Below are 23409 nucleotides of genomic sequence, written 5' to 3' on the forward strand. Positions count from 1 at the left end.
ATCCCTGTCTCTGCTCCTCGCGGCGGCGGAGCGTGTATCACCCTAGACCGGTGGCCTTCACGACAGTTTCGTGACGGCCACTGCATTCCTCCTTCAGGCGTTCGGGTCCGGCTCGTCCTCCAGCCCCATGCGGCGCAGGACGGCCAGCGCGAGCGGCCGGCTGATGCGGCGGCCGCGCCCGAGGGCGTCGCGGTCGAGCTCGGCGACGACGTCGCGGGCTCGGCCCAGCGACCGGTCGATCCGCAGGGCCAGCGCCTCGATGACGCCGAGATCGACCACCAGCTGCCGGTCCACGAACAGCTTGACCAGGACGGCACGCAGGAGCGCGTCGTCCGGCGCCTCGATGGCGATGCGCGGCGCGAGGCGAAGCCGCGAGCGCAGATCCGGCGTCGTGAGGCCGAGGGCGTCGATACCCGTGGCGCTGGTCAGCAGAACCGGGCAGCCTCGCTCGCGGGCGCGGTTGAGTAGGTGGAACAGCGCCGCCTCGTCGCGCCGCTCCGCCCGGTCGATGTCCTCCACGACCAGCGCCCCGTTGGAGACGAGGTGCTGGACCGCGTCGGCACCCAGCTCGGCGGCCGGGAGGGTCCAGGCGTGGGCCCGCTCGGCCCAGATCGCCGCGAGGTGGCTCTTGCCGCTGCCGGAGGGGCCGGTGAGGACCAAGACGCTGTCGGGCCAGTCCGGCCACGCCTCGATCAGCGCGTAGGCGGCCTCGTTGGCCGGTCCGACGAGGAAATCCTCGCGCCCGTAGCGGGGGTCGAGCGGCAGGTCGAAGGCCAGCTGCCGGGGTGGGGCGTTCTCGCGCATAGGCCGCTCAGGATCATCCCGCGCCCGCGGAGGTCAAGGCCGAAGCGTCCTTGCCCTCGTGCTCGATCAGGATCGGCTGCCCGGCGTGGTAGAGGCGGCTCTCCAGGTAGCGGGCCAGGGCGAAGCGGACCAGCACGCCGATCGAGGCCGCGATCGGGACGGCGAGCAGCAGCCCGACGAAGCCGAACAGCGTCCCGAAGGCGAGCAGGGCGAACATTAGCCAGACCGGGTGCAGCCCCGTGGAATCGCCGACGAGCTTCGGCGAGATGACGTTGCCCTCTAGGAACTGGCCGACGAGGAAGACGGCGACGGTCAGGCCGAGATGCAGCCAGTCTCCGGAGGGCCAGAACTGGACGAGCGCGACGCCCACGGAGAGCATGAAGCCGGTGAGCGTGCCGACGTAGGGGATGAAGGTCAGGAACCCGGCGATCAGGCCGATCAGCACGCCGAAGTTGAGGCCGACCAGCCACAGGCCGACGGCGTAGAAGCTGCCCAGGATGAGGCAGACCAGGGTCTGGCCGCGGACGTAGCCGGTGACCGCCCCGTCGATCTGACGCGCCAGCTCGCGCACCGTCGCCCGATGCCGGGGCGGCACCCAGCCGTCGATGGCGGCGACCATCCGGTCCCAGTCGACGAGGATGTAGAAGGCGACGACCGGCGTCACGACCAGCAGGGAGGCGATCGAGATCAGCGCTTGGCTGCCCGACCAGAGCGATTTCAGGAAGGCCAGGAGCCACGTGCCGGCCTGGGTGGCGAGCGTCCCCACGGAGGATTGCAGCTCGTTAAGGACGTTCGCGCCGCCGACGCGCTCGAGCAGGGTCCCGGACCGCTCGGCGATGATCGCCTGGAGCCGCGACACCATTCCGGGCAGCGCGTTGACGAGCGCCACGACCTGGTTGGCCGTGAGCGGGATCAGGATCAGCAGCGTCACGACGAGGACGACGACGAACAGCGCCAGGATCAGCAGGCTGGCCGCCAGACGCCCGAGGCCGAGCCGCTCCAGCCGGTCTGCCAGGGGGTCGAGGAGGTAGGCCAGCGTGATGCCGGCCACGAACGGCAGCATCACCTCCCGCAGGAGGTAGACGATCAATCCCAGGGCCACGACAGCGGCCAGCCCGATCACAGCCCGTGCGCGCACGATGACGCTCCCCCCAGCAGCACACCACGCCAGCGGGCAGAGTGGGTATGCGGAGCGCGCCGATCAAGGCGCCGCCGGCACGACTCGCGCGGCGCGCGGGAAGCCGCTAGAGCGGGGCCAGTATTCAGCGAGGTGGCGCGGGCATGACGGCCAAGGACGGCAACGAGCCGAAGACGGGGCTGACCTACGCGGCGGCGGGCGTCGATATCGATGCCGGCAACGCCATGGTCGAGACGATCAAGCCGCTGGTGCGCTCGACCCGGCGCCCGGGCGCCGACGCCGAGATCGGCGGGTTTGGCGGCCTGTTCGACCTGAAGGCCGCGGGCTTCCGCGACCCGATCTTGGTCGCCGCCAACGACGGCGTCGGCACCAAGGTCAAGATCGCCATCGAGACCGGCCGCCACGACACGATCGGCATCGACCTCGTGGCGATGTGCGTGAACGACATCATCGTCCAGGGCGCCGAGCCGCTGTTCTTCCTCGACTACTACGCGACCGGCAAGCTGGTCCCCGGCGTCGGCGCCGACATCGTGCGCGGCATCGCCGAGGGCTGCCGGCAGGCCGGCTGCGCGCTGATCGGCGGCGAGACCGCCGAGATGCCGGGCCTCTACGACGGGTCCGACTACGACCTCGCGGGCTTCTCGGTCGGCGCCGCCGAGCGCGGCGCGCTTCTGCCGCGGCCCGGCATCCGGCCCGGAGACGTCGTGCTCGGCCTGCCCTCCTCCGGCGTCCATTCCAACGGCTTCTCGCTGGTCCGCCGGATCGTCGCGAAGACGGGTCTCGGCTGGGACGCGCCGGCCCCGTTCGCCCCGGGCCGCAGCCTCGGCGAGGCGCTGCTGGAGCCGACCCGGATCTACGTGAAGCCGCTGCTCGCGGCGCTGGGCGCCACCGACGGGATCCGGGCGCTCGCCCACATCACGGGCGGCGGCTTCCCCGACAACCTCCCCCGGGTCCTGCCGGACGAAGTCGGCATCGCCGTCGACCTCGATGCCGTGACCCCGCCGCCGGTCTTCGGCTGGCTCGCCCGCGAGGGCGGCGTCGCCGAGGCCGAGATGCTGCGGACCTTCAACTGCGGGATCGGCATGGTGGTGATCGCCGCCGCCGACGCGGTCGACGACGTCGACGAGGCCCTGACCCGGGCCGGCGAGACCCCGGTCCGCCTCGGACGGATCACGGCGCGCGGCCCCGAGCCGGTGACCTTCAGCGGCCGCCTCGCCCTGTGATGGCGTCCGCCCGCAAGACCCGCGTCGCGATCCTCATCTCGGGGCGCGGCTCGAACATGCTGGCGCTGCTGGAAGCCGCGAAGGATCCCGCCTTCCCGGCCGAGATCGTGCTGGTCCTGTCGAACCGCCCGGAGGCCGCCGGCCTCGCCCGAGCGGCCGAGGCCGGCATCCCGACGCAGGCCATCGATCACCGGGCCTTCGCCGACCGGGCCGGTTTCGACGCCGCCCTCGACGCGGCGCTGCGGGCGGCCGAGGTCGACCTCGTCTGCCTCGCGGGCTTCATGCGGATCCTGACGACCGACTTCGTTGCGTCCTGGGCCGGCCGGATGCTCAACATCCACCCGTCGCTCCTGCCCCTGTTCAAGGGCACCCACACGCACCGGCAGGCGCTGGACGCGGGCGTGCGCCTTCACGGCTGCACGGTCCACTTCGTGGTGCCGGAACTCGACGCCGGACCGATCGTCGCCCAGGTTGCGGTCCCGGTCCGCCAGGACGACGATCCCGACAGCCTCGCCGACCGCGTGATCGTGCAGGAGCGGCGGCTCTACCCCGCGGTGCTCGCCCTGGTGGCGGGCGGCCGCGCCCGTCTGGACGGCGATCGCGTCGTGATCGACGAGAGGGCGCCAGACGGCGCTCTGTTCAGCCTCTAGGCGGCGGTAGCACGGGCGTTTCCGTCCGCGCGAGCGGGGCGCCGCGATCCGGCCGCGCCACGCTCACCATGTTCCGCCCCCGGGGCTGCTCCGCCGACGAAGACGGTGCGCGGACCCGGAGGCCTTCGAAGCTCTAGGCGCTCAGACCGGGCGCTGGAGCTTGCAGCTGTCCAGGGCCGAGAGCGCCTTGGCGCGGGCGGTGTCGTTGAAGTAGCCGGTGGTCCGGTAGGCCTCGATCTCGGAGGCGTCGAGGCTGCGCAGCGTCTGCCGCGCGTAGCAGCCGCAGGGGCGCTCCAGGGAGGCCTCGCTGGCGCTGGTCATGCGGGCTTGGACGACCGTGCAGGCGTGGCGCACGCGGCCCTCGAGGTTGGTCTTGCTGGCGGTCTTGAGAGCGGGGTCCGGCTCGTACTGCTGGAACGGGGCCGAGGATCCGCCCGCGAGGGCGGCGGTCGCGCCGAGGGCGAACAGGCCGGTCGCGATCAGCAGGGGCAGGCGGCGCATCGTCATGGTCGGGGTCGTCCGGGGGCTGAGATTGGCTAAGCTCGGCCGTTGGACGCTCCCGGGCTCCGTCCCGTCAAGGACGACCCGGTCACACAGGGCGGCATTCCCGGCGCCGCCGGGTACGGGGCGCGCGAATGGCGGGTCAGTGTGCCCAACCCGCCACCGCGCGTCGCCTCGCCTCAGGCGGCGATGTCGGAATCCTTGAAGAACTGCGCGATCTCGAGCTTGGCGTTCTCGGCGCTGTCGGAGCCGTGGACGGTGTTCTCGCCGACGGACTCGGCGAACTTCTTGCGGATCGTGCCCTCGGCGGCCTGGGCCGGGTTCGTGGCACCCATCACCTCACGGTACTTGGCGACGGCGTTCTCGCCCTCGAGGACCTGAACCACCACCGGGCCCGAGGTCATGAACGTCACGAGCTCGCCGAAGAACGGGCGCTCCTTGTGCACCTCGTAGAACTTCTCGGCCTGCTCCTTGGTCATGCGGATGCGGCGCTGGCCGACGATGCGCAGGCCGGCCTCCTCGATGACGGCGTTGACCGCGCCGGTCAGGTTCCGCCGCGTCGCGTCGGGCTTCAGGATCGAGAAGGTGCGCTCGGTGGCCATGGTGCGTCCGGTCTGTCTGTGGAAAAGATCTGCGGCGCACCGGCGATCCGGACACGCCGCGGCAGCGAGAATTTCGCTTCGGCGCCGGGCTTATAGCGGGCGCCCCCCGGTGCCTCAAGCGGCCCGGCGCGCCCTGGCGGGGCAAGCGCGGCCGTGGCTCTGCCGCAACACCGCCGAAAAATCGCCCGATTGCGGCGGCTCAGTCGCGCACCAACCGACTTCGTCCACCCCTCGGGCGCCCGCGGCGCCCCAATCCCGGAGACGAACCATGCGACTCGCTCTCAGCGCCAGCCTGCTTCTCGCCGGCCTCACCGCCGCCTCCGCCGACACGGGCAAGGACCCGTCCGGCACCTGGCTCACCGGCGACGGCCGCGCCAAGATCCGGATCGACCGCTGCGGCCCTGGCCAGAAGCTGGTCTGCGGCAAGGTCGTCTGGCTCAAGACGCCGACCTTCGACAACGGCGCCCCGCGCACCGACCTCAAGAATCCCGACCCGAAGAAGCGCGCCCGTCCGGTAATCGGTCTCCAGCTGATCGAAGGTCTGAAGCCGGACGACGCGAAGTTCACCGGCGAACTCTACAATATCGAGGAAGGCAAGATCTACACGGTCAGCCTCGAGCGGGAGAGCGAGGCCGAGCTCAACGTGTCGGGCTGCATGCTCAAGATCCTGTGCGGGTCGCAGACCTGGACCCGCGTGCCGGACGTGAACCAGCAGGCCGCCAACAAGAACTGAGCTTCGTCAGATCGCCGCGAGGCCGCGCTGCACTGCCGGCCTCGCCAGGATGCTCTCGAGCCACCGGGCGACGTTCGGGAGGGTGTCGATGTCGACACCCTGCTTGAAGTTGAGCTTCGCCCAAGTGAACGTCGCGATGTCGGCGACGGAGTAGTCCTCGGCCAGGAAGGCGCGCCCCTCGAGGCGCCGCTCCAGCACGCCGTAGAGGCGCTTGGCCTCGGCGGTGAACCGGTCGATCGCGTAAGGCAGCTTCTCGGGCGCGTAGATCTTGAAGTGGTGTGTCTGCCCGAGCATCGGCCCGAAGCCCGCCACCTGCCAGAACAGCCACTCGTCGACCGCCACGCGGGCGCGCTCGTCGGTCGGGTAGAACTGCCCGGTCTTCCGGCCGAGATACTGCAGGATCGCGCCTGATTCGAAGACCGAGATCGGCTGTCCGCCCGGACCGTCCGGATCGACGATGGCCGGGATCTTGTTGTTGGGCGAAATCGCAAGGAAGTCGGGCGCGAACTGCTCGTTCTTCGCGATGTCCACCGGAACGATCCGATAGGGGAGCCCGCACTCCTCCAGCATGATCGGGATCTTCCAGCCGTTCGGCGTACTCCATGTGTGGACGTCGATCGGCCGCCCGGACACCGCTGCCATGCTCTGCCTGCTCCTGGACCCGATCGTCGGCGGCGCGGTGGTCCTCCGCCGTTTCCGAATTGCCCCGGCAGTGAAGACGATTTCCCGGCCGCGCTCAAGGGCACCGCGCCCGTAGACGCGGTCGCACGGCGAAGCTGCGCCGGGGCTGGCGGCGGCGGCGCGGCCGGACTTGCCGGCGCCGCGGGAGAGCGGCGAGATTGCGGCTCGGGCGCCGGAACGGCGCCCGAGGGGGAACATCCGATGATCGATCGTCTCGTCAGGATCGCGGTCCTGTCCGCGCCGCTGCTCGCCGCCTGCCCGGCTCTCGCCAAGGAGCCACCCGCCAAGGAGGCACCCACGAAGGCGCCGCCCGCCGCCGAGGCGCCGGCCGCCAGGGCGCCGAGCGCGGGCCAGTCCGCCGCCCGCGATCGCCAGAAGACCTGCGGCACCGAGTGGCGCGCCCTGACCGACGCGCAGAAGGCGGCGCAGGGACCGAAGTGGCCGCAGTACTGGAGCAAGTGCAACAAGCGCCTGAAAGGTGGCGACAAGGCCTGATCGGCTAGAACCGCGGGGCGTTCCGTTCGTTCGAACATCCGCGGCGGGTTGGCAGGAGGCACGAGGCGATGACGGACCCTTCTCCGTCCGGTCGGGCGGTGGACAGCGCGCCGCGCGGGGTCCGGCATGGCTAAGGCCCCCGCCGGCTCCGTCGCGGATCGCCGCCCCGAACCGCTCGGCGACCGCGTCCTGGCGTTCCTCGATGCCTGGGTGCCGAAGCCGGCCGCCTGGGCCTTCGCGCTGCGGATCTGGATCGCCATGATGCTGGCGCTGGCCGCCGCATTCTGGCTCCAGCTCGACAGCGCCTCGTCCGCCGCCACCTGCGTGGCGATCCTCGCCCAGCCCAAGCGGGGGCAGGCGATCTCGAAGGCGGTTTACCGCCTGCTCGGCACGCTCGTCGGCGCGGCGGTGGCGCTCGTCTTCATGGCGCTCTTCGGCCAGGACCGGGTGCTGCTGCTCCTCAGCTTCACCGTCTGGCTCGGCCTCTGCGTCTTCGTCGCCCAGTTTCTGCAGGACACGCGGGCCTACGGCGCGATGCTGTCCGGCTACACCGTGGCGATCATCGCGCTCGGCCAGATCGACGATCCGCAGGGGACCTTCGACGCCGCCGTGTCCCGCGTCGCCGCGATCGTGCTCGGCATCGTCGTGATCACCTTCATCAACGACGCCCTCGCCTCGCCGAGCACGTGGCGGGCGCTGCTGCCGCAGCTGCGCGCTGCCTGGGACCAGACGCGCGGCTACGCCCGCGAGACTCTGGCGTCGGGGGATCTCGGCGCCCCGCGCACCGCCGCGCTGATCCGCGCCATCGCGCCGATGCGGGCCGATGCCAGCGCCATCGCGGGCGAGCTGGACGACGGCCGGTACCGCGCGGCCGGCGCGCGCAGCTGCATCGCCGCGCTCTACGTGATGGCGGCGTCGATCCGCGGCCTCGGGGCCGCGGCCGCGTCCCTGCGCGATCCGAGCCCGGCCGTCGCGGAGGCGACGGCGATCTGCCGGCGGGTGGCCGACGCGCCCGATCCCGATGCCCTGGACCGCGACGACGAGCGCCTGCGCGACTTGGTCGACGCGGCCATCCGCGACGGGACCCGTCCCCTCGACGAGGTCGTTGTGCTCCAGCGCGCCCTCGACTTCGTCTGCGCCGCGACTTTCGCGCAGGACGGCATCCGCGCCGTGGCCGACGGCCACAGGCCCCTGCGCGACGCCGAACTGCCGACCCATCGCGACTTCCCCGTCGCCCTCCGCGGCGCCCTGCGGGTGGCCCTGAGTTTCGCGGTCACCGCCGCCACCTTCGCGGCGCTCGGCCTGCCCCAGGCCTCGTTCGCACTGGTCCAGGTGGCCGCCACCGCGGCACTGTCGTCGATGACGCCGGACCCGAAGAAGTTCGCGAACGGCGTCGTCGTCGGCATGACGCTGGCCGCCGCCCTGGCGGGCATCGCACGGTTCGCGCTCCTCAACGGCGTCCAGGGCTTCCCGATGCTGGCGCTCGTGATGGCGCCGGTGATCTTCCTGGGCTGCTTCCTCTCGCTGAACCCGAAGACCTTCGGAGTCGGCTTCATCCTGATCGTGTTCTTCCCCGTCCTGCTGGGGCCGTCGAACCCGCAGACCTACGACGCCCTGAGCTTCCTGCTGAACGCGTTCCTCGTCGTCGTGGCGGCCGTGATCCTGTCGATCATCGTCCGCCTCATCCTGCCGATCTCGCCGGCCCAGCAGCGGGTCTTCGCCCTCGGTTCGGCGCGGCGGGCGCTCGCCGACGCCCTCGTCGGCCAGGGCGGCGACGCCACCACCCGCACGAGCCTGAATGCCGACCGGCTGTTCCAGTTCGCCGCCTACAGCTCGGGGAGCGCGGCGGTGCGGCAAGCGAACCTGCACCACGCCTTCGCCCTCGCCCGCCTGGAGGCCGCCGCCGCCCGGGCCCACGCGGAACTGCGCCGCCTCTGGTCGGTCGGAGCCCTGCGCGGCGCGATCCCGCGGGCGCGGGACGCCCTCGCGGCAGGCGACGATCGCGGGCTCGAGATGGCGGCGCGCGACCTGATCCGCGCCGCCTCCAGCCAGGACCGGGCGGTGCGGCTCACGACGGCCCGTGCCGCCAGCGACCTCGTCACCGCGTCGCGAACCATCGCCCGCCACAGGCGATTCCTCCAACGCCTCGACATCGCGCTATTCTGATTGCCGCTTCTTCCGGGGTAACCATGCACGAGGACATCCATGTCGGCGGGGTGCTGGTCACGGCCTTCGTCGCTTACGCGCTCGCCGCGTTCGTGATCCTGGTCGTCCTTCGCCTCGTCTTCGCCCGCATCCGCTTCAGCCGCTACGTCGCCAACGCCCCGCTCGCCGAAGCCGGCCTCTACGTCTGTGTCCTCGCCCTCCTGATCGCGTTCATCTGATGCCCGACACGACCGCCGACGAGGACGATCCGAAGTCCGCCGCCCGCGACGGCGCGCCCGGGCGGAGCGACCCCCTGCCCGCAGTGCCGCGCCGGGGCCGGGCCGCCAAGGTGTTCCGCCTCGCGGCCACCGGCGTGATCCTGCTCGCGGCGATCCTGGCGGGAGCCTTCGTGTGGGAATTCTACGTAGCGGCGCCCTGGACGCGCGACGGCACGGTCCGGGTCCAGGTCGCCAACATCGCCCCGCAGGTCGCGGGTCAGATCGTCGAGGTCCGGGTCCAGGACAACCAGAACGTCCGCAAGGGCGACGTCCTCTACGTCATCGACCCGGTCGATTTCGAGGTCGCCGTCACCTCGGCGGATGCCGAGGTCAAGAATTGCGAAGCCGATCTGCAGGTGAAGAACGCCGAGTCGGCCCGGCGCCAAGCGCTCTCGACCGTGTCGACCTCGATCGAGGAGAAGCAGCGATTCGCAGGCGCCGCGAAGATCGCCGAGGCGTCGCTGGATAGCGCGCAGGCGCAGCTGCGGCAGGCCAAGGTGAATCTGGAGCGCACCCAGGTGAGGTCGACCGTCAACGGACGGGTGACTAACCTGCTGATGCGGGTCGGCGACTACGCCCGGACCGGCACCTCGAACATCAACGTGGTCGACACCGACTCCTTCTGGATCGACGGCTATTTCGAGGAGACCAAGATGTCCAACATCCGCGTCGGTGACCCCGCCGACGTGAAGCTGATGGGCTTCGATCCGCACCTGACCGGCACGGTCCACAGCATCACGCTCGGCATCTCCACGGCGAACGCCGCCGCCAGCACGCAGGGGCTGCCGGACGTCAACCCCGTCTACACCTGGGTGCGCCTCGCCCAGCGGGTGCCGGTCCGCATCCGCATCGACCACGTCCCGGCGGGCGTCCCGCTCATCGCCGGCATGACCGCGACGGTGTTCGTCAACGGCGGCCGCGGCCCGGCACCGAGCTGGTTCATGGACCTGCGCGACCGCGTCTCCGGCCTGGCAAAGCCTGCGGCCAGCCCCACCCGGGAGGCCGACCGGCGCTGAATCGCCGCGCGGACGCGATCCGGTTGGCGGGGGCGCGGTTTCCCGGACACGCATCCGCGCCGGAGATCACGATGAACCGACTGCTCGCACTCGCCACCGTCCTGCTGACCGCGGGACCGGCCGCGGCCGCGCCCCCGCGGGCCGCGGTATTCGATTTCCAGTTCTCGAACCTATCGCCGGTGCCGGGTGACGCCGCCGACACCGCGCGGCTGAAGCGGGTCAGCGCCGAACTGCGCGACCTCCTCCAGAAGAAGGGCCTGTTCGTCGTGGTCTCGACCGAGCCGGTGCGGGACGAGGTCACCAGAAGTGCCGACCTGCGCCGCTGCAATGGCTGCGCGGATGACTTCGCCCGCAAGCTCGGCGCGGATGTCGCGATCACCGGCGAGGTGCAGAAGGTCTCGAACCTGATCCTCAACCTCACCGTCTACGTGAAGTCCCTCACCGGCGACGCGCCCGAGAAGGCCTACAGCGTGGACCTGCGCGGCGACACGGATGAGTCCTTCGACCGCGGCATCCGCTTCCTGGTCGAGAACAATATGGGCGCCGGCAAGTAGCTTGCGGGCCAATCAATATTTCGCAGCGCCACGGGATCGATCCAAGTGATTGAGCTCGCACGCGCTGCGGTGCGGCGGCGGGGGCAAGTGGATCGAAAAAGCCTTTTGCCGAGAAAATAGCTATTGACCGACTTGGAGGACGGGCGCAGTCTCCATCTGTGCTTAGCGAGAGCGGGCACGGACCGGCACGAAATCTTGACGCGATCAGGTTTCGCAGCGGTGTCGGTCGTCGGAAGCTGGAGGAGACAGGGATGACTCCACCGCAGCGGAATGCCGCCTAGACGGTTCAGGGACAGGTTCGGCCCGAGACCTAGCGGCACAACACGAACAGCCGGACGGACGCGGCTCCAGGGGCGCAGAAGCGGCCACGCATGGCACGCCTTCGAATGCGCGAAAGGCCCCACTTCGAGCCGTTCCGCCGCGGTTTCTCTTCGAGGATCTGTTCGTGGCCCACCTGCCCGGCATCGCCGCGGCGGGATCTCGTCGTGGCTTTGGCGAGCATGGGACTGGCCGGCGACGTCGAAGCGACGGCCAGCCGATCCCGGCACTCATCCTGAGGCCGGGCGCGGACTGGCCGCTCGCCGCGGAAGGCTCACTCGATCCCGAGCTTCGCCTTGAGCAGCGCGTTCACCGCCGCGGGGTTCGCCTTGCCGCCGGTGGCCTTCATGGTCTGGCCGACGAACCAGCCGAGCAGGGTCGGCTTCTCTTTGGCCTGGGCAACCTTGTCGGGATTCGCCGCGATGATCTGGTCCACCGCCGCCTCGATGGCGCCCGTGTCGGTCACCTGCTTCATGCCGCGGCTCTCGACGACGGCGCGCGGGTCGCCGCCCTCGGTCCAGACGATCTCGAACAGGTCCTTGGCGATCTTGCCGGAGATGACGCCCTCGCCGATCAGGTCGATGATCGCGCCGAGCTGGTCCGCCGAGACCGGGGTCGCGTCGATGGACAGACCCTCCTTGTTGAGGCGCCCGAACAGCTCGTTGATCACCCAGTTGGCCGCGGCCTTGCCGTCCCGGCCCTTCGCCACCGCCTCGTAGTAGTCCGCGGAGGCGCGCTCGGCGACCAGCACGCCGGCATCGTAGGGCGAGAGGCCGAACGCCGAGACGAACCGCGCCTTCTTGGCGTCCGGCAGCTCTGGCAGCACCTCGGCCAGGGCGTCGACGTAGGCCTGGTCGAATTCCAGCGGCAGCAGGTCCGGATCGGGGAAGTAGCGGTAATCGTGCGCCTCTTCCTTCGAGCGCATCGAGCGCGTCTCGCCCTTGGTCGGGTCGAACAGGCGCGTCTCCTGGTCGATCTTGCCGCCGTCCTCGAGGATGGCGATCTGGCGCCGCGCCTCCGTCTCGATCGCCTGCCCGATGAAGCGGATCGAGTTGACGTTCTTGATCTCGCAGCGCGTGCCCAGCGGCTCGCCGGGGCGGCGCACCGAGACGTTCACGTCGGCGCGGAGCGAGCCCTTCTCCATGTCGCCGTCGCAGGTGCCGAGATAGCGCAGGATCGTGCGCAGCTTGGTCACGTAGGCCTTCGCCTCCTCGGAGGAGCGCAGGTCGGGCCGGGAGACGATCTCCATCAGCGCCACGCCCGACCGGTTGAGGTCGACGAAGCTCCGGGTCGGATCCTGGTCGTGCAGCGACTTGCCCGCATCCTGCTCGAGGTGCAGGCGCTCGATGCCCACGGTGATCGAGGCGCCGTCGGCCAGATCCACCAGAACCTCGCCCTCGCCGACGATCGGGTCCTTGTACTGCGAGATCTGGTAGCCCTGCGGCAGGTCCGGATAGAAGTAGTTCTTCCGGTCAAACACGGAGCGCAGGTTGATCTTGGCCTTCAGGCCGAGGCCGGTGCGCACCGCCTGGGCGACGCACTCGGCGTTGATCACCGGCAGCATCCCGGGCATCGCGGCGTCGACCAGCGAGACGTGGTCGTTCGGCTCGGCCCCGAACTCCGTCGAGGCGCCGGAGAACAGCTTCGCCCGGCTGGACACCTGGGCGTGGATCTCCATGCCGACGATCACCTCCCAATCGTGGAGGCCGCCCTTGATCAGCTTCTTGGGGTCGACGGGTGCGTTCATGGTCGGTCCGAAAGGCGGCTGGCGTTCGAGGCGTCGCCGTCTTCGCGAGCGCAGCGAAGCGATCCAGGGAAGCGCGAGGCTTCCAGGCGTTGCACCGCCGGATCGCTTCGCTGCGCTCGCAGAGACGGCGGAGGCGCCGCATGCGTCGAGCGAGAGATTTTCTAGGAGGCCCCTGCCCGCAGGGTCAAGCGCGGCGTCCGACCGCCTGCCGGGCGCCGTAGCCCACGACGGCCCAGAGCAGGGCCGCGACGGCGCGGACCGGGAAGAAGGTCGGGCCGTCGCGGGTGATCGGCGCCGGCCACGGGATGCCGGCCGCGCTGACCGCGTAGGAGAACAGCACCGAGAAGCCGAGCGCCGCGATCGCCGCGATGAAGACCTTGCCGAACTGGCTGGCGGTCCAACCGAGATAGACCGCCACCACGATCAGCGCCGGATCGAACGCGGCCCAGATCCAGACCGTCCAGGGATAGTACGGGACGGTCATGACCACCACGGCTCGGGCAGGACGGTGCGACCGGCCGCGTCCTCGATCACCTGCGCGACCGCGAACAGCGTCTCCTCGTCGAAGGGCCGGCCGATGAGCTGGAGGCCCAGCGGGAGGCCCTGGCCGTCGAGCCCCGCCGGCACGGCGATGCCCGGCAGCCCGGCCATGTTCACCGTAACGGTGAACACGTCGTTGAGGTACATCTCCACCGGGTCGGCCGAGGCCTTCTCGCCGATGCCGAAGGCGGCCGACGGCGTCGCCGGCGTCAGGATCGCGTCGACCCCGGCCGCGTAGGCGGCCTCGAAGTCGCGCTTGATCAGCGTGCGGATCTTCTGCGCGCGGACGTAGTAGGCGTCGTAGTATCCGGCCGAGAGCACGTAGGTGCCGATCATGATCCGGCGCTTCACCTCGCGGCCGAAGCCGGCAGCGCGGGTGTTCTCGTACATCCCGGCGATGTCCTTGCCGGGCACGCGCAGGCCGTAGCGGACGCCGTCGTAGCGGGCGAGGTTCGAGGAGGCCTCGGCCGGGGCCACGATGTAGTAGGCCGGCAGCGCGTAGGCGGTGTGCGGCAGCGAGATCTCCCGGATCGTCGCGCCGGCGGCCTTGAGCCACGCCGCGCCCTCGTCCCAGAGCTTCTGGATTTCCGCGGGCATCCCATCGACCCGGTACTCCTTCGGGATGCCGATGGTCAGGCCCTTCACGCCGCGCGACACGGCGGCCTCGAAATCGGGCACCGCGAGGTCGGCGCAGGTCGTGTCCCGGGCGTCGGCGCCCGCCATGGAGCCGAGCAGGATGGCGCAGTCGCGCACCGTCCGGGCGATCGGGCCGGCCTGATCGAGGGAGGAGGCGAAGGCCACCGTGCCCCAGCGCGAGCAGCGCCCGTAGGTCGGCTTGATCCCGACCGTGCCGGTGAAGGCGGCGGGCTGCCGGATGGAGCCGCCGGTATCGGTCGCGGTGGCGCCGAGGCAGAGGCGCGCGGCGACCGCCGCGGCGGAGCCGCCCGACGAGCCACCGGGCACGATCGGCGCGTCCGATCCGGCGCGCCGCCAGGGCGAGACCACGTTGCCGTAGGCGCTGGTCTCGTTCGACGAGCCCATGGCGAACTCGTCGAGGTTCAGCTTGCCGAGCATCACGGCGCCGTCGCGCCACAGATTGGCCGACACGGCCGATTCGTAGTGCGGCTCGAAGGTCTCGAGGATCTTGGAGCCCGCCGTAGTCGTCACGCCGTGCGTGCAGAACAGGTCCTTGATGCCGAGGGGAATGCCCTCGAGCGGCCGCGCCTCGCCGGACGCGATCTTCTGGTCCGAGGCCTCGGCCATCGCCAGGGCGCGGTCCGGGGTCTCCCGGATATACGCGTTCAGGACGCGGGCCTTGGCCATGGCGTCCAGATGGGCCTGGGTCAGCTCGCGGGCCGAGATCCGCTTCGCCTTCAGGGCGTCGCGCGCTTCGGCCAGGGTAAGTTCGTTCGGATCCACGCTGTTCACGTCCCCGCGCGCGCCGCCGCGCGCCTGCCCGCCAGAAATCCGGTCCGCAAGGTTTGGGCCGTCCTCGGCCTACTCGACCACCTTCGGGACCAGGAAGTAATTGTCCTCGGTCTCGGGTGCGTTGGCGACGACGTCGGCGGCGCGGCCGCCCTCCGTGACGACGTCCTCGCGCTTCTTCATCGCCATCGGCGTCACCGAGGTCATCGGCTCGACGCCCGCGACGTCGACCGTGCTGAGCTGCTCGACGAAGGACAGGATGGCGTTCAGCTCGCCCTGCAGGGGCCCGACTTCGTCGTCGGTGACCGCGATCCGCGCCAGATGCGCGATGCGCCGAACCGTCTTCTCGTCGACCGACATGCCGTCCCGTTCGTCCCTGCCCGGGAGCGCTCTCCCGAAGTCGGTCGCGCTATAGCATCGGCGCTCGACGCGCCGCAACGCGGGTGGGCTATGCCGCGCCGCCCGCAGGGCGGCCGGCCGTGCTGGACCCGGCTGACCGCGCGCTCGGCGCGGGCGGGCGACGGGCGGATCAGGTCACGACGTGGTGGGGCGTCACCGACATCTCGATCGTGATTCCCGGTTGCCGGACCGGCTGGATCATGGCTTGGGTGAAGCCCGCGACCAGCACCTCGAAGGCGAGGAGCAGCATCCAGCGGTGCTTGCGCGGCATCGCCCGCCGGCGGCCGGACGGAGCGGAAGAGGAGAGCTGGCCGTTCGTCGACAAGGCGGACCCCTGCAGCGTGGTTTAACGGAACATTAACCTACCTAGACGCGAACGGCTCCGCGCGCACCGGGGGCGATCTGCGGAGGAACCGAAGTCTGTGGACGGTGGAGCGGTAGCGATGTGGGAGACGGTCTTCGAGGAGCTCGCGCCGGGCTTCGTGCCGGACGAGGCGGCCCTCGACCGTGCAGCGGAGGCGCTGGGCTTCGCCCTTCCGGCCTCCTACCGCGACTTTTGCCGGACCTGCGGCGTCGGCCTCGCGGGCGGGCAGTTTCGCGTCGCCGTGCCGGCACCGTTCGAGGCCTGCGATCTGGTGAGCCAGGCGGCCCTCATCGCCCACAGCGTCGGCGCCGCGGTCGCCATGCTGGAGGACGGGGCGGAGCCGCACCGCTTCGACGTCGAGGGCGGCGACGCCGGCGTCGTCGAGCGCGCCTGCTTCTTCGGCGCGGGCGAGGACGGCAGCTTCCTGTTCTGGGACGTCACCGGGACCGACGGCGAGTACGACGTCTGGCTGCTGGCGCCTGACCTGGAGACGGTGCGGTTCGGCGGCGATAGCCTCGACGACTTCTTCACCCGGGTCACGGCGCCGTCCGCGGTCCTGGTCCTGGGACCGGGCTCGGAGCCCCTCCCCGCCCGGTTCGAGGGCGTCACCGAGGCCATTCTGGCGCGCGTCGCGCGGGCGGAACCATGAATTTCGACGCGATCCGCGCCTTCGCGGCCGAGTCTCGCGGCGGCGCCCGCCTGATCGGCATCGATCTCGGCACCAAGACGATCGGCCTCGCCCTGTCGGATCTCGGCCGCCAGATCGCGACGCCGCTGGAGACGATCCGCCGGGTGAAGTTCACCCCCGACGCGCAGCGGCTCGCCGCCCTGTGCCGGCAGCACGCGGTCGGCGGCCTCGTCGTCGGGCTGCCGCTCAACATGGACGGGAGCGAAGGGCCGCGGGTGCAGTCGACCCGCGCCTTCATGCGCAACCTCGCGCCGATCCTCCCCCTGCCCCACGTCTTCTTCGACGAACGCCTCTCGACCGCCGTGGTCACCCGCGCGCTGATCGAGGCCGACGCCTCGCGGGCGCGGCGCGGCGAACTCGTGGACAAGCTCGCCGCCGCCTACATCCTCCAGGGCTGCCTCGACGTCATGCGCAACCTCGCGGACGCCGATGCGGACGACGATCCCGAAGAGGACTCCCTCAGCGGCTGACCAGCGAGACGGTGCCGCTGCCGTGGCGCTCGATCCGTCCGTCGAGCTCCAGTTCCAGCAGCACGCTCTGCACGGTCCGGGCACCGACCCCGGCGCTCCGCGCCAGCTCATCGGTGCCGACCGGGCTCGGGCCGAGCAGGGCCACGATCCGCGCCCGGTCGTCCTCGGCCTCGGGCGGCTCGTCGCGCGCGGGATTGTCGGCGGACGCGCCGTCGGCTCGCTCCGGTCCCGGGTCGAGAGCCGCGTCGAGCGCGATCTCGTCCCAGAAATCCGGCTGCTCGGCCAGGTCCGGCCGCCCGCGCGCCGGGGCCGCCTCGGCGTCCGGGCCGCGCTCGATGATCGGTCCCAGCACCTCCAGCACGTGGTCCACCTCGGAGACCAGGGTGGCGCCCTGGCGGATCAGGTCGTTGGTGCCCTCGGCGCGCGGGTCGAGCGGCGAGCCGGGAACCGCGAAGACCTCCCGGTTCTGCTCCAGGGCGTAGCGCGCCGTGATCAGCGAGCCGGAGCGGCGGGCGGCCTCCACCACCACCGTCCCGTAGGACAGCCCGGAGATGATCCGGTTGCGCCTCGGGAAGTCCCGCCCCCGGGGCTCCCAGCCCATGGGCATCTCCGCGAGGACCGCGCCGCCCTCCGCCAGGATGGCCTCGACCAGGGTCGCATGGCTCGCCGGGTAGATCCGGTCCTGGCCGCCGGCCATGACGGCGATCGTGCCGGTCCGGAGGCTCGCCCTGTGGGCGCGCGCGTCGATCCCGCGGGCGAGGCCCGAGACCACCGTGAGGCCTGCCTCGCCGAGCCCGCGGGCGAGCCGCTCCGTGAAGGCGAGCCCCGCCGACGATGCGTTCCGCGAGCCGACGAGGGCGGCGGCCGGCCGGTTGAGGATCGGTGCGCCGCGCAAGGCCAGAAGCGGAGGCGCCGCGTCGACCTGTGTTAGGAGCCGCGGGTATTCCGCCTCGCCGGTGGCGATCAGCCGGCCGCCGAGGCAAGTCAGGGCCGCCAGCTCGGCCTCGGCCTCAGCGCGGGTTGGTGGCACGATCCGCCGCCCCTGGCGGCCGGAGAGCTCCGGCAGGGCGTCGATGGCGGCGGCCGCGCCGCCGAAACGGTTCACGAGCCTCCGGAAGGTGCGGGGGCCGACGCCCTCGGTCCGGATCAGCCGCAGCCAGTCGAGCCGCTGGGCCTCGGTGAGCTGCATCCACCACCCCCACACCTGCCCGAAGGTCGGCGCGGCGCGCCGGCACTCAGCCCTTCTGGCCGATGCGCCCCTCGGTGCCGGACGCGAGTCGGCGGATGTTGGGCGCGTGCTTCCACCATAGCAGCAGGCCGAGGAGCAGGAACAGCAACGCCTGCGTCGGGGCACCCAGCGCCCAGAGGACGAGGGGTGTGGCCGCGGAGGCGGCGAGCGCCGCCAGCGACGAGTACTTGAGCGCGAAGGCGAGACCGAGCCAGATCGCCGCGAACGCCGCGAGGGCGGGCGGGCTGAAGGCGAGGAGCACCCCGATGAAGGTCGCGACGCCCTTGCCGCCCTTGAAGCCCAGCCAGACCGGGAAGAGGTGGCCGAGGAAGGCGCCGAGCCCGGCCGCGAGCGCCGGGCCCTCGCCCAACTGCCGGGCGATGAGGACGGCCGCCGTGCCCTTGAGGGCGTCGCCCAGGAGCGTCGCCGCGGCGAGGCCCTTGCGGCCGGTGCGGAGCACGTTGGTGGCGCCGATATTGCCGGAGCCGATCGCCCGCACGTCGCCGAGGCCGGCGAACTTCGTGAGGATCAGCCCGAACGGGATCGAGCCCAGGGCGTAGCCGAGGGCGAGGCCGCCGAGGGCGGCCGGGGTCGCGAGATCGGGGAACATCATGCGGCGGCCGCGAGGTCGTCGGCCGCGTGGACGATCCGGCCACCGACCAGCGTCAGCACCGCCGCGCCCTGGAGGCGCGCCTCGTCGAAGGGGGAGTTCTTGGAGCGCGACTTCAGCCGGCGCTTGTCGAGGACGTAGGGGAGATCGGGATCGATCAGCACGAGGTCGGCGGGGGCGCCGACCGCCAGCCGGCCGGCCTCGCGGCCGAGGATGCGCGCCGGATTCACGGTGAGCGCGGCGACGAGCTTGGGCAGCGCGAGGTCGCCGGTGTGGACGAGGCGCATGGCGGCGCCGAACAGCGTCTCGATGCCCAGCGCCCCGTCCGCCGCCTCGGCGAAGGGCAGGCGCTTGGTCTCCACGTCCTGCGGGTTGTGGTCGGACACGATCACGTCGATCACGCCCTCGTCGAGGGCGTGCACCACAGCCTGACGGTCGGTCTCGTGGCGCAGGGGCGGCGAGAGCCGGCAGAAGGTGCGGTAATGGCCGATGTCGTTCTCATTGAGGACGAGGTTGTTCACCGAGACGCCGCAGGTCACCGGCAGGCCGTCCTGCTTGGCGCGGCGGACGATCTCCACCGAATCGGCGCAGGAGATCATCGCCGCGTGGTAGCGGGCGCCGGTCAGCCGCACGAGGCGGATGTCGCGCTCCAGCATCACGGTCTCGGCCTCGCGGGGGATGCCCATGAGCCCGAGGCGCGAGGCGAGCTCGCCCTCGTTCATGACGCCCTCGGCGACGAGGGCGGATTCCTCCACGTGCTGCACGATCAGCGCGTCGAAATCCCGGGCGTAGGTCAGGGCGCGGCGCAGAACCTGGGCATTCGCCACGGCCCTGAGCCCGTCGGTGAACGCGACCGCGCCGGCCTCCTTGAGCAGGCCGAACTCGGTCATCTCCCGGCCGGCCAAGCCCTTGGTGATGGCGGCCGCCGGCAGGACGTTGACGCTCGCCGTGTCGCGGGCGCGGCGGAGCACGAAGTCGACGATGGCCGGCTCGTCGATCACCGGATTGGTGTCGGGCATGCAGACGAGCGTCGTGACGCCGCCCGCGGCCGCCGCGGCGCTCGCCGAGGCCAGGGTCTCGCGGTGCTCCGCCCCCGGCTCGCCCACGAAGGCGCGCATGTCGATCAGCCCGGGGGTCAGCACGCGGCCGGCGCAGTCGACGCGCTTCGCGTCGGCCGGGGCGCCCGGCGCCGCGCCGGCGGCGATATCGGCGATGCGGCCGTCCCTCACCAGCACCGCGCCGGCGGTCTGGCGACCGGTCACGGGATCGAGGAGGTCGGCGTTCGCCAGAAGGTAGCTGCTCACTGGGGCGCCCTCGCGGAAGAGGCCGGGTCGTCGAGGCGCATGGCGAGGCCGGCCGCCGCCATGTGCGCCTTCGCCTCGGCGACGCTCGCCTGCCCGAAATGGAAGATGGAGGCCGCCAGGACGGCGCTGGCGCCGCCCTCGGCCACGCCGGCCACGAGGTCGTCGAGGCCGCCGACGCCGCCCGAGGCGATCACCGGCACGGTGACGGCATCGCTGATCGCTCGCGTCAAAGCGAGATCGTAGCCGGAGCGCGTCCCGTCCTTGTCCATGGAGGTGACGAGCAGCTCGCCGGCGCCCTTTTCGGCCACCAGCCGCGCGAAGGCCACGGCGTCGATCCCGGTCGGGTCGCGGCCGCCATGGGTGAAGATCTCCCAGGCGGCCGGCGTGCCGGGGGGCGAGACGCGCTTGGCGTCGATCGCCACCACGATGCACTGCGCGCCGAACTTCTCGGCGGCCCGGGCCACGAGGTCGGGATCCTTCACCGCGGCGGTGTTGATCGCGACCTTGTCGGCGCCGGCGAGCAGCAGCGCGCGCACGTCCTCGACGGTGCGCACGCCGCCGCCGACGGTCAGCGGCATGAAGCAGGCCTCGGCGGTCCGGCTGACGATGTCGAGCAGGGTGCCTCGGGCCTCGCGGCTCGCGGTGATGTCGAGGAAGCACAGCTCGTCTGCCCCGGCCGCGTCGTAGACCTTGGCGGCCTCGACGGGGTCGCCGGCGTCGCGCAGGCCCTCGAAGCGCACGCCCTTCACGACGCGCCCGTCCTTCACGTCGAGGCAGGGGATGATGCGGGTCTTCAGCACGGGCGGCGTCTCATGTCGCGAGCCTCTGGATATCACGCCGTCGGGCCGCGCGCCGCAGCGATCGCCGCCAGGGCCGCCTCCGGATCGATGCGGCCGTCGTAGAGCGCCCGGCCGGTGATCGCGCCCGCGATCAGGGCGCAGTCGGGCTGCAGCAGCCGGTGGACGTCGTCGATCGACGCGAGGCCGCCCGAGGCGATGACCGGGATGCGCACGGCCTGGGCGAGCGCCAGGGTCATCTCGACGTTGAGGCCCTTCAGGATCCCGTCGCGGGCGATGTCGGTGTAGATGATCGCCGCGACGCCCGCGTCCTCGAATCGGCGCCCTAGCTCCTCCGCGGTCATGCTGGAGGTCTGGGCCCAGCCCTCGACGGCGACGCGGCCGTCCTTGGCGTCGATTCCGACCGCGATCTTCCCGGGATACTTGCGGGCCGCTTCCCGGACGAAGCCGGGATCGCGCACCGCCGCGGTGCCGATGATCGCGCGGGCGACGCCCTTGCTCAGCCATCCCTCCAGCGTCTTCATCTCGCGGATCCCGCCGCCGAGCTGGACCGGGATCGTGACCCGCGCGAGGATCGCGTCGACGGCCTCGGCGTTCCGCGGGGCGCCCGCGAAGGCGCCGTCGAGATCGACGACGTGGAGCCAGGAGAAGCCCTGCGCCTCGAAGATCGCGGCCTGCGCGGCCGGATCGTCGCCGAAGACCTTGGCCTGCGCCATGTCCCCCTGGATGAGGCGAACGCAACGCCCCTCTTTCAGGTCGATCGCCGGGTACAGGATCACGGGCGCTTCCGTCCTTCTTGCCTGGGCCGAACGGCGCTCACGGGCGCCAGTTCAGGAAGTTGGCGATGAGCGCGAGGCCCAGCCGCTGGCTCTTCTCGGGGTGGAACTGCGTGCCGGCGACGTTGCCGCGGGCGACGAGGGCGGTGACCGGGCCGCCGTACTCGGCGCGCGCGACGACGTCGTCCGGACGCTCCGCCTGCAGCGCGTAGCTGTGCACGAAGTAGGCGTGCAGCCCGTCCTCGCCGGTGGGAATGCCGCCGAGCAGCGGGTGGTCGCGCTCGGTCCGCAGGGTGTTCCAGCCCATGTGGGGAACCTTGAGGGCCGGATCCGACGGCCGGATCGGACCGACGTCGCCGGGAATCCAGCCGAGCCCCGGCGTGGTCGTGTACTCGAGCCCGCGGCTCGCCAGGAGCTGCATCCCCACGCAGATGCCGAGGAACGGGCGGCCCGCCCCGTGGGCGACCCGCGTCATCGCCTCGACCATGCCGGGGACGGCATCGAGCCCGCGGCGGCAATCCGCGAAGGCGCCGACGCCGGGCAGCACGACGCGGTCGGCCGCGGCCACCACCTCCGGGTCCGAGGTCAGGCAGATCCGCGCGTCGCGCCCGCTCTCGCGGGCGGCGCGCTCGAAGGCCTTGGCGGCGGAGTGGAGGTTGCCCGACCCGTAATCGATGATCGCGACGGTCTCGGTGGTCATGCGCGTCTCGCCCGGGAACTCACCGGGCGCCTTCCTGGACGGGGAACAGCCCGATCACCGGCTCGGCCCGCCGGCTGGGGCCGCTCGGGAACGGGGCCCGGGGGGTGCCCGGGACCGCCTCGATCCAGCGGTTCAGCGCCCGGGCCTCGGCCTCCTCGGGCGTCGCGGCGACCACCGCGTCGCGCGCCGGCCAGCCGCGCCGCGCCAGGGTCCAGCGGCGCAGGCTGGAGGCCTCGAGGCCGATCAGCCAAGCGGCCAGCAGGGTGACGATCAGGCCGGCACCGGCCGGGAGCCCGAGGGCAATGCCGGCAGCGGCCAGCGCCACGAGGCCGACGAGGACGAGCAGGGCGGCGAGCCAGAGGCGGTGGAACAGGAACCACAGCACCGTGAAGGCGAAGGCCGGCCAGGAGAAGCCGTCACGTACCAGGAGAGCCCGGTCGAGCCCGACCGTCTCGCCGGGCCGCGCATCGGCCGGCAGGTGGAGCGTGTAGCTGCGCATCCGCATCGCGAAACTCCGACAGCGCGCGCCGCGACGGCCGTGTGGCCGATCCGGGCGCCCGCAGACAACGGGTCTACAGGGAGCCCTTGGTTGAGGGAACGCGCCCCTCCTCCCGCGGATCGATCGCCACGGCCTTCCGCAAGGCGCGGGCCAGCCCCTTGTAGCAGCTCTCCGCGATGTGGTGGGCGTTGTCGCCGTAGATGGTCTCCACGTGGAGCGTCAGGCCGGCATTCATCGCGAAGGCCTGGAACCACTCGCGCACCAGCTCGGTGTCGAACTGTCCGATCTTCTCCACGCGGAACGTCGTGCGGAACACCAGGAAGGGCCGGCCGGAGATGTCGACGCAGACCCGGGTCAGCGCCTCGTCCATCGGCAGGTGGATGTCGGCGTAGCGCGTGACCCCGCGCTTGTCGCCGAGCGCCTTGGCGAAGGCCTGCCCCAGGGCGATGCCGCAATCCTCGGCCGAGTGGTGCTGGTCGATGTGCAGGTCGCCGTCGACCTTCACGTCCAGGTCGAACAGGGCGTGCCGCGCCAGCAGATCCAGCATATGGTCGAGGAAGCCGATGCCGGTGGCGATCTTCGACCGCCCGGTCCCGTCGAGATTGACGGTGACCGCGATATCGGTCTCCGCGGTCTTCCGGCTGATGGAGGCGCTGCGCATTTCGGTCTGGACTTCGCGTCGGGGGCGGCCCGGGCCGCCCGCGCCTTCTAGAGGGACTCGTCG

The 23409-nt window shown here is 71.6% G+C and carries 28 protein-coding genes; 10 read left to right on the forward strand and 18 right to left on the reverse strand.

Annotated features, from left to right (window positions below):
• Positions 1–93: 93 nt before the first annotated feature.
• Positions 94–804: a P-loop NTPase family protein gene (locus BLW78_RS08155; RefSeq protein WP_020091805.1), complete on the reverse strand. Its 711-nt coding sequence runs from the start codon at positions 802–804 to the stop codon at positions 94–96.
• A gap of 13 nt (positions 805–817) precedes the next feature.
• On the reverse strand, positions 818–1942 hold the full coding sequence (locus BLW78_RS08160; protein WP_026604737.1) for an AI-2E family transporter: 1125 nt from the start codon (positions 1940–1942) through the stop codon (positions 818–820).
• 143 nt (positions 1943–2085) lie between these two features.
• Here BLW78_RS08160 and purM point away from each other — a divergent pair, with 143 nt between their 5' ends.
• Positions 2086–3165 carry a phosphoribosylformylglycinamidine cyclo-ligase gene (gene purM / locus BLW78_RS08165; protein WP_091678383.1) on the forward strand — a complete coding sequence of 360 codons (1080 nt, stop codon included), beginning with the start codon at positions 2086–2088 and terminating at the stop codon, positions 3163–3165.
• Positions 3165–3815: a phosphoribosylglycinamide formyltransferase gene (gene purN / locus BLW78_RS08170; RefSeq protein ID WP_056521218.1), complete on the forward strand. Its 651-nt coding sequence runs from the start codon at positions 3165–3167 to the stop codon at positions 3813–3815. Before purM ends, purN begins: the two co-directional genes overlap by 1 nt.
• 141 nt (positions 3816–3956) lie before the next feature.
• On the opposite strand, the gene BLW78_RS08175 is transcribed toward purN, so the two are convergent.
• Positions 3957–4322, reverse strand: coding sequence for a hypothetical protein (locus BLW78_RS08175; RefSeq protein ID WP_020091801.1), 366 nt, complete (start codon positions 4320–4322; stop codon positions 3957–3959).
• Between the two features lie 173 nt (positions 4323–4495).
• Positions 4496–4918, reverse strand: coding sequence for a nucleoside-diphosphate kinase (gene ndk / locus BLW78_RS08180; protein ID WP_012317495.1), 423 nt, complete (start codon positions 4916–4918; stop codon positions 4496–4498).
• 268 nt (positions 4919–5186) lie between these two features.
• Here ndk and BLW78_RS08185 point away from each other — a divergent pair, with 268 nt between their 5' ends.
• On the forward strand, positions 5187–5651 hold the full coding sequence (locus tag BLW78_RS08185) for a DUF2147 domain-containing protein (RefSeq protein ID WP_020091800.1): 465 nt from the start codon (positions 5187–5189) through the stop codon (positions 5649–5651).
• A 6-nt stretch (positions 5652–5657) separates the two neighbouring features.
• Here the strand turns inward: BLW78_RS08185 and BLW78_RS08190 are convergent, their stop codons facing one another.
• A complete protein-coding gene (locus BLW78_RS08190; protein WP_056521224.1) occupies positions 5658–6293 on the reverse strand; it encodes a glutathione S-transferase N-terminal domain-containing protein in 636 nt (211 codons plus the stop codon).
• A gap of 240 nt (positions 6294–6533) precedes the next feature.
• Between BLW78_RS08190 and BLW78_RS08195 the strand changes: the two genes are divergently transcribed.
• The 5 genes from BLW78_RS08195 to BLW78_RS08215 all read left to right on the forward strand — a co-directional run bounded on the left by BLW78_RS08195 (position 6534) and on the right by BLW78_RS08215 (position 10820).
• Positions 6534–6827, forward strand: a complete 294-nt coding sequence (locus tag BLW78_RS08195) for a hypothetical protein (RefSeq protein ID WP_091678385.1) — start codon at positions 6534–6536, stop codon at positions 6825–6827.
• A 126-nt stretch (positions 6828–6953) separates the two neighbouring features.
• Positions 6954–8993, forward strand: coding sequence for an FUSC family protein (locus BLW78_RS08200; protein ID WP_091678388.1), 2040 nt, complete (start codon positions 6954–6956; stop codon positions 8991–8993).
• 23 nt (positions 8994–9016) lie between these two features.
• Positions 9017–9211, forward strand: coding sequence for a DUF1656 domain-containing protein (locus BLW78_RS08205; protein ID WP_020091795.1), 195 nt, complete (start codon positions 9017–9019; stop codon positions 9209–9211).
• Positions 9211–10266 carry an efflux RND transporter periplasmic adaptor subunit gene (locus BLW78_RS08210; protein ID WP_091678391.1) on the forward strand — a complete coding sequence of 352 codons (1056 nt, stop codon included), beginning with the start codon at positions 9211–9213 and terminating at the stop codon, positions 10264–10266. Before BLW78_RS08205 ends, BLW78_RS08210 begins: the two co-directional genes overlap by 1 nt.
• Positions 10267–10337: 71 nt before the next feature.
• Positions 10338–10820, forward strand: coding sequence for a DUF3280 domain-containing protein (locus tag BLW78_RS08215; RefSeq protein ID WP_091678394.1), 483 nt, complete (start codon positions 10338–10340; stop codon positions 10818–10820).
• Between the two features lie 592 nt (positions 10821–11412).
• On the opposite strand, the gene gatB is transcribed toward BLW78_RS08215, so the two are convergent.
• The 5 genes from gatB to BLW78_RS08240 form a co-directional block, all read right to left on the reverse strand.
• On the reverse strand, positions 11413–12885 hold the full coding sequence (gene gatB / locus BLW78_RS08220; protein WP_091678396.1) for an Asp-tRNA(Asn)/Glu-tRNA(Gln) amidotransferase subunit GatB: 1473 nt from the start codon (positions 12883–12885) through the stop codon (positions 11413–11415).
• 184 nt (positions 12886–13069) lie between these two features.
• Positions 13070–13369, reverse strand: a complete 300-nt coding sequence (locus tag BLW78_RS08225) for a hypothetical protein (protein WP_020091791.1) — start codon at positions 13367–13369, stop codon at positions 13070–13072.
• Positions 13366–14844, reverse strand: a complete 1479-nt coding sequence (gene gatA, locus BLW78_RS08230; protein WP_020091790.1) for an Asp-tRNA(Asn)/Glu-tRNA(Gln) amidotransferase subunit GatA — start codon at positions 14842–14844, stop codon at positions 13366–13368. The genes BLW78_RS08225 and gatA overlap by 4 nt, the downstream gene beginning before the upstream one ends.
• Before the next feature lie 78 nt (positions 14845–14922).
• Positions 14923–15210, reverse strand: a complete 288-nt coding sequence (gene gatC, locus BLW78_RS08235) for an Asp-tRNA(Asn)/Glu-tRNA(Gln) amidotransferase subunit GatC (RefSeq protein WP_091678398.1) — start codon at positions 15208–15210, stop codon at positions 14923–14925.
• Positions 15211–15379: 169 nt separating this feature from the next.
• A complete protein-coding gene (locus BLW78_RS08240) occupies positions 15380–15520 on the reverse strand; it encodes a hypothetical protein (protein ID WP_012317484.1) in 141 nt (46 codons plus the stop codon).
• A gap of 172 nt (positions 15521–15692) precedes the next feature.
• On the opposite strand from BLW78_RS08240, the gene BLW78_RS08245 reads away from it, so the two are divergent.
• Together BLW78_RS08245 and ruvX are read left to right on the forward strand one after the other, a co-directional pair.
• Entirely contained in the window at positions 15693–16262 is a 570-nt protein-coding gene (locus BLW78_RS08245; RefSeq protein ID WP_091678401.1) for an SMI1/KNR4 family protein, read from the forward strand.
• On the forward strand, positions 16259–16771 hold the full coding sequence (gene ruvX / locus BLW78_RS08250; protein ID WP_020091786.1) for a Holliday junction resolvase RuvX: 513 nt from the start codon (positions 16259–16261) through the stop codon (positions 16769–16771). Before BLW78_RS08245 ends, ruvX begins: the two co-directional genes overlap by 4 nt.
• Here the strand turns inward: ruvX and dprA are convergent.
• The 8 genes from dprA to hisB form a co-directional block, all read right to left on the reverse strand.
• Positions 16761–17960: a DNA-processing protein DprA gene (dprA, locus tag BLW78_RS08255; RefSeq protein ID WP_020091785.1), complete on the reverse strand. Its 1200-nt coding sequence runs from the start codon at positions 17958–17960 to the stop codon at positions 16761–16763. The genes ruvX and dprA overlap by 11 nt on opposite strands.
• A 46-nt stretch (positions 17961–18006) precedes the next feature.
• Positions 18007–18609: a glycerol-3-phosphate 1-O-acyltransferase PlsY gene (gene plsY, locus BLW78_RS08260; protein ID WP_026604735.1), complete on the reverse strand. Its 603-nt coding sequence runs from the start codon at positions 18607–18609 to the stop codon at positions 18007–18009.
• Complete coding sequence (locus tag BLW78_RS08265) at positions 18609–19913, reverse strand: dihydroorotase (RefSeq protein ID WP_091678403.1); 1305 nt, start codon at positions 19911–19913, stop codon at positions 18609–18611. The genes plsY and BLW78_RS08265 overlap by 1 nt, the downstream gene beginning before the upstream one ends.
• Positions 19910–20713: an imidazole glycerol phosphate synthase subunit HisF gene (hisF, locus tag BLW78_RS08270; protein ID WP_091678406.1), complete on the reverse strand. Its 804-nt coding sequence runs from the start codon at positions 20711–20713 to the stop codon at positions 19910–19912. Before hisF ends, BLW78_RS08265 begins: the two co-directional genes overlap by 4 nt.
• 32 nt (positions 20714–20745) lie before the next feature.
• Positions 20746–21489 (reverse strand): 1-(5-phosphoribosyl)-5-[(5-phosphoribosylamino)methylideneamino]imidazole-4-carboxamide isomerase, encoded by a 744-nt coding sequence (gene hisA / locus BLW78_RS08275; protein ID WP_020091781.1) that lies wholly within the window; start codon positions 21487–21489, stop codon positions 20746–20748.
• Between the two features lie 37 nt (positions 21490–21526).
• A complete protein-coding gene (gene hisH, locus BLW78_RS08280) occupies positions 21527–22186 on the reverse strand; it encodes an imidazole glycerol phosphate synthase subunit HisH (protein WP_056521252.1) in 660 nt (219 codons plus the stop codon).
• A 19-nt stretch (positions 22187–22205) separates the two neighbouring features.
• A complete protein-coding gene (locus BLW78_RS08285; RefSeq protein ID WP_091678407.1) occupies positions 22206–22691 on the reverse strand; it encodes a DUF2628 domain-containing protein in 486 nt (161 codons plus the stop codon).
• A 67-nt stretch (positions 22692–22758) separates the two neighbouring features.
• Positions 22759–23346 carry an imidazoleglycerol-phosphate dehydratase HisB gene (gene hisB / locus BLW78_RS08290; protein ID WP_091678410.1) on the reverse strand — a complete coding sequence of 196 codons (588 nt, stop codon included), beginning with the start codon at positions 23344–23346 and terminating at the stop codon, positions 22759–22761.
• Between the last annotated feature and the right edge of the window lie 63 nt (positions 23347–23409).

Source organism: Methylobacterium sp. 275MFSha3.1 (genome assembly GCF_900108435.1).
GTDB lineage: Bacteria > Pseudomonadota > Alphaproteobacteria > Rhizobiales > Beijerinckiaceae > Methylobacterium.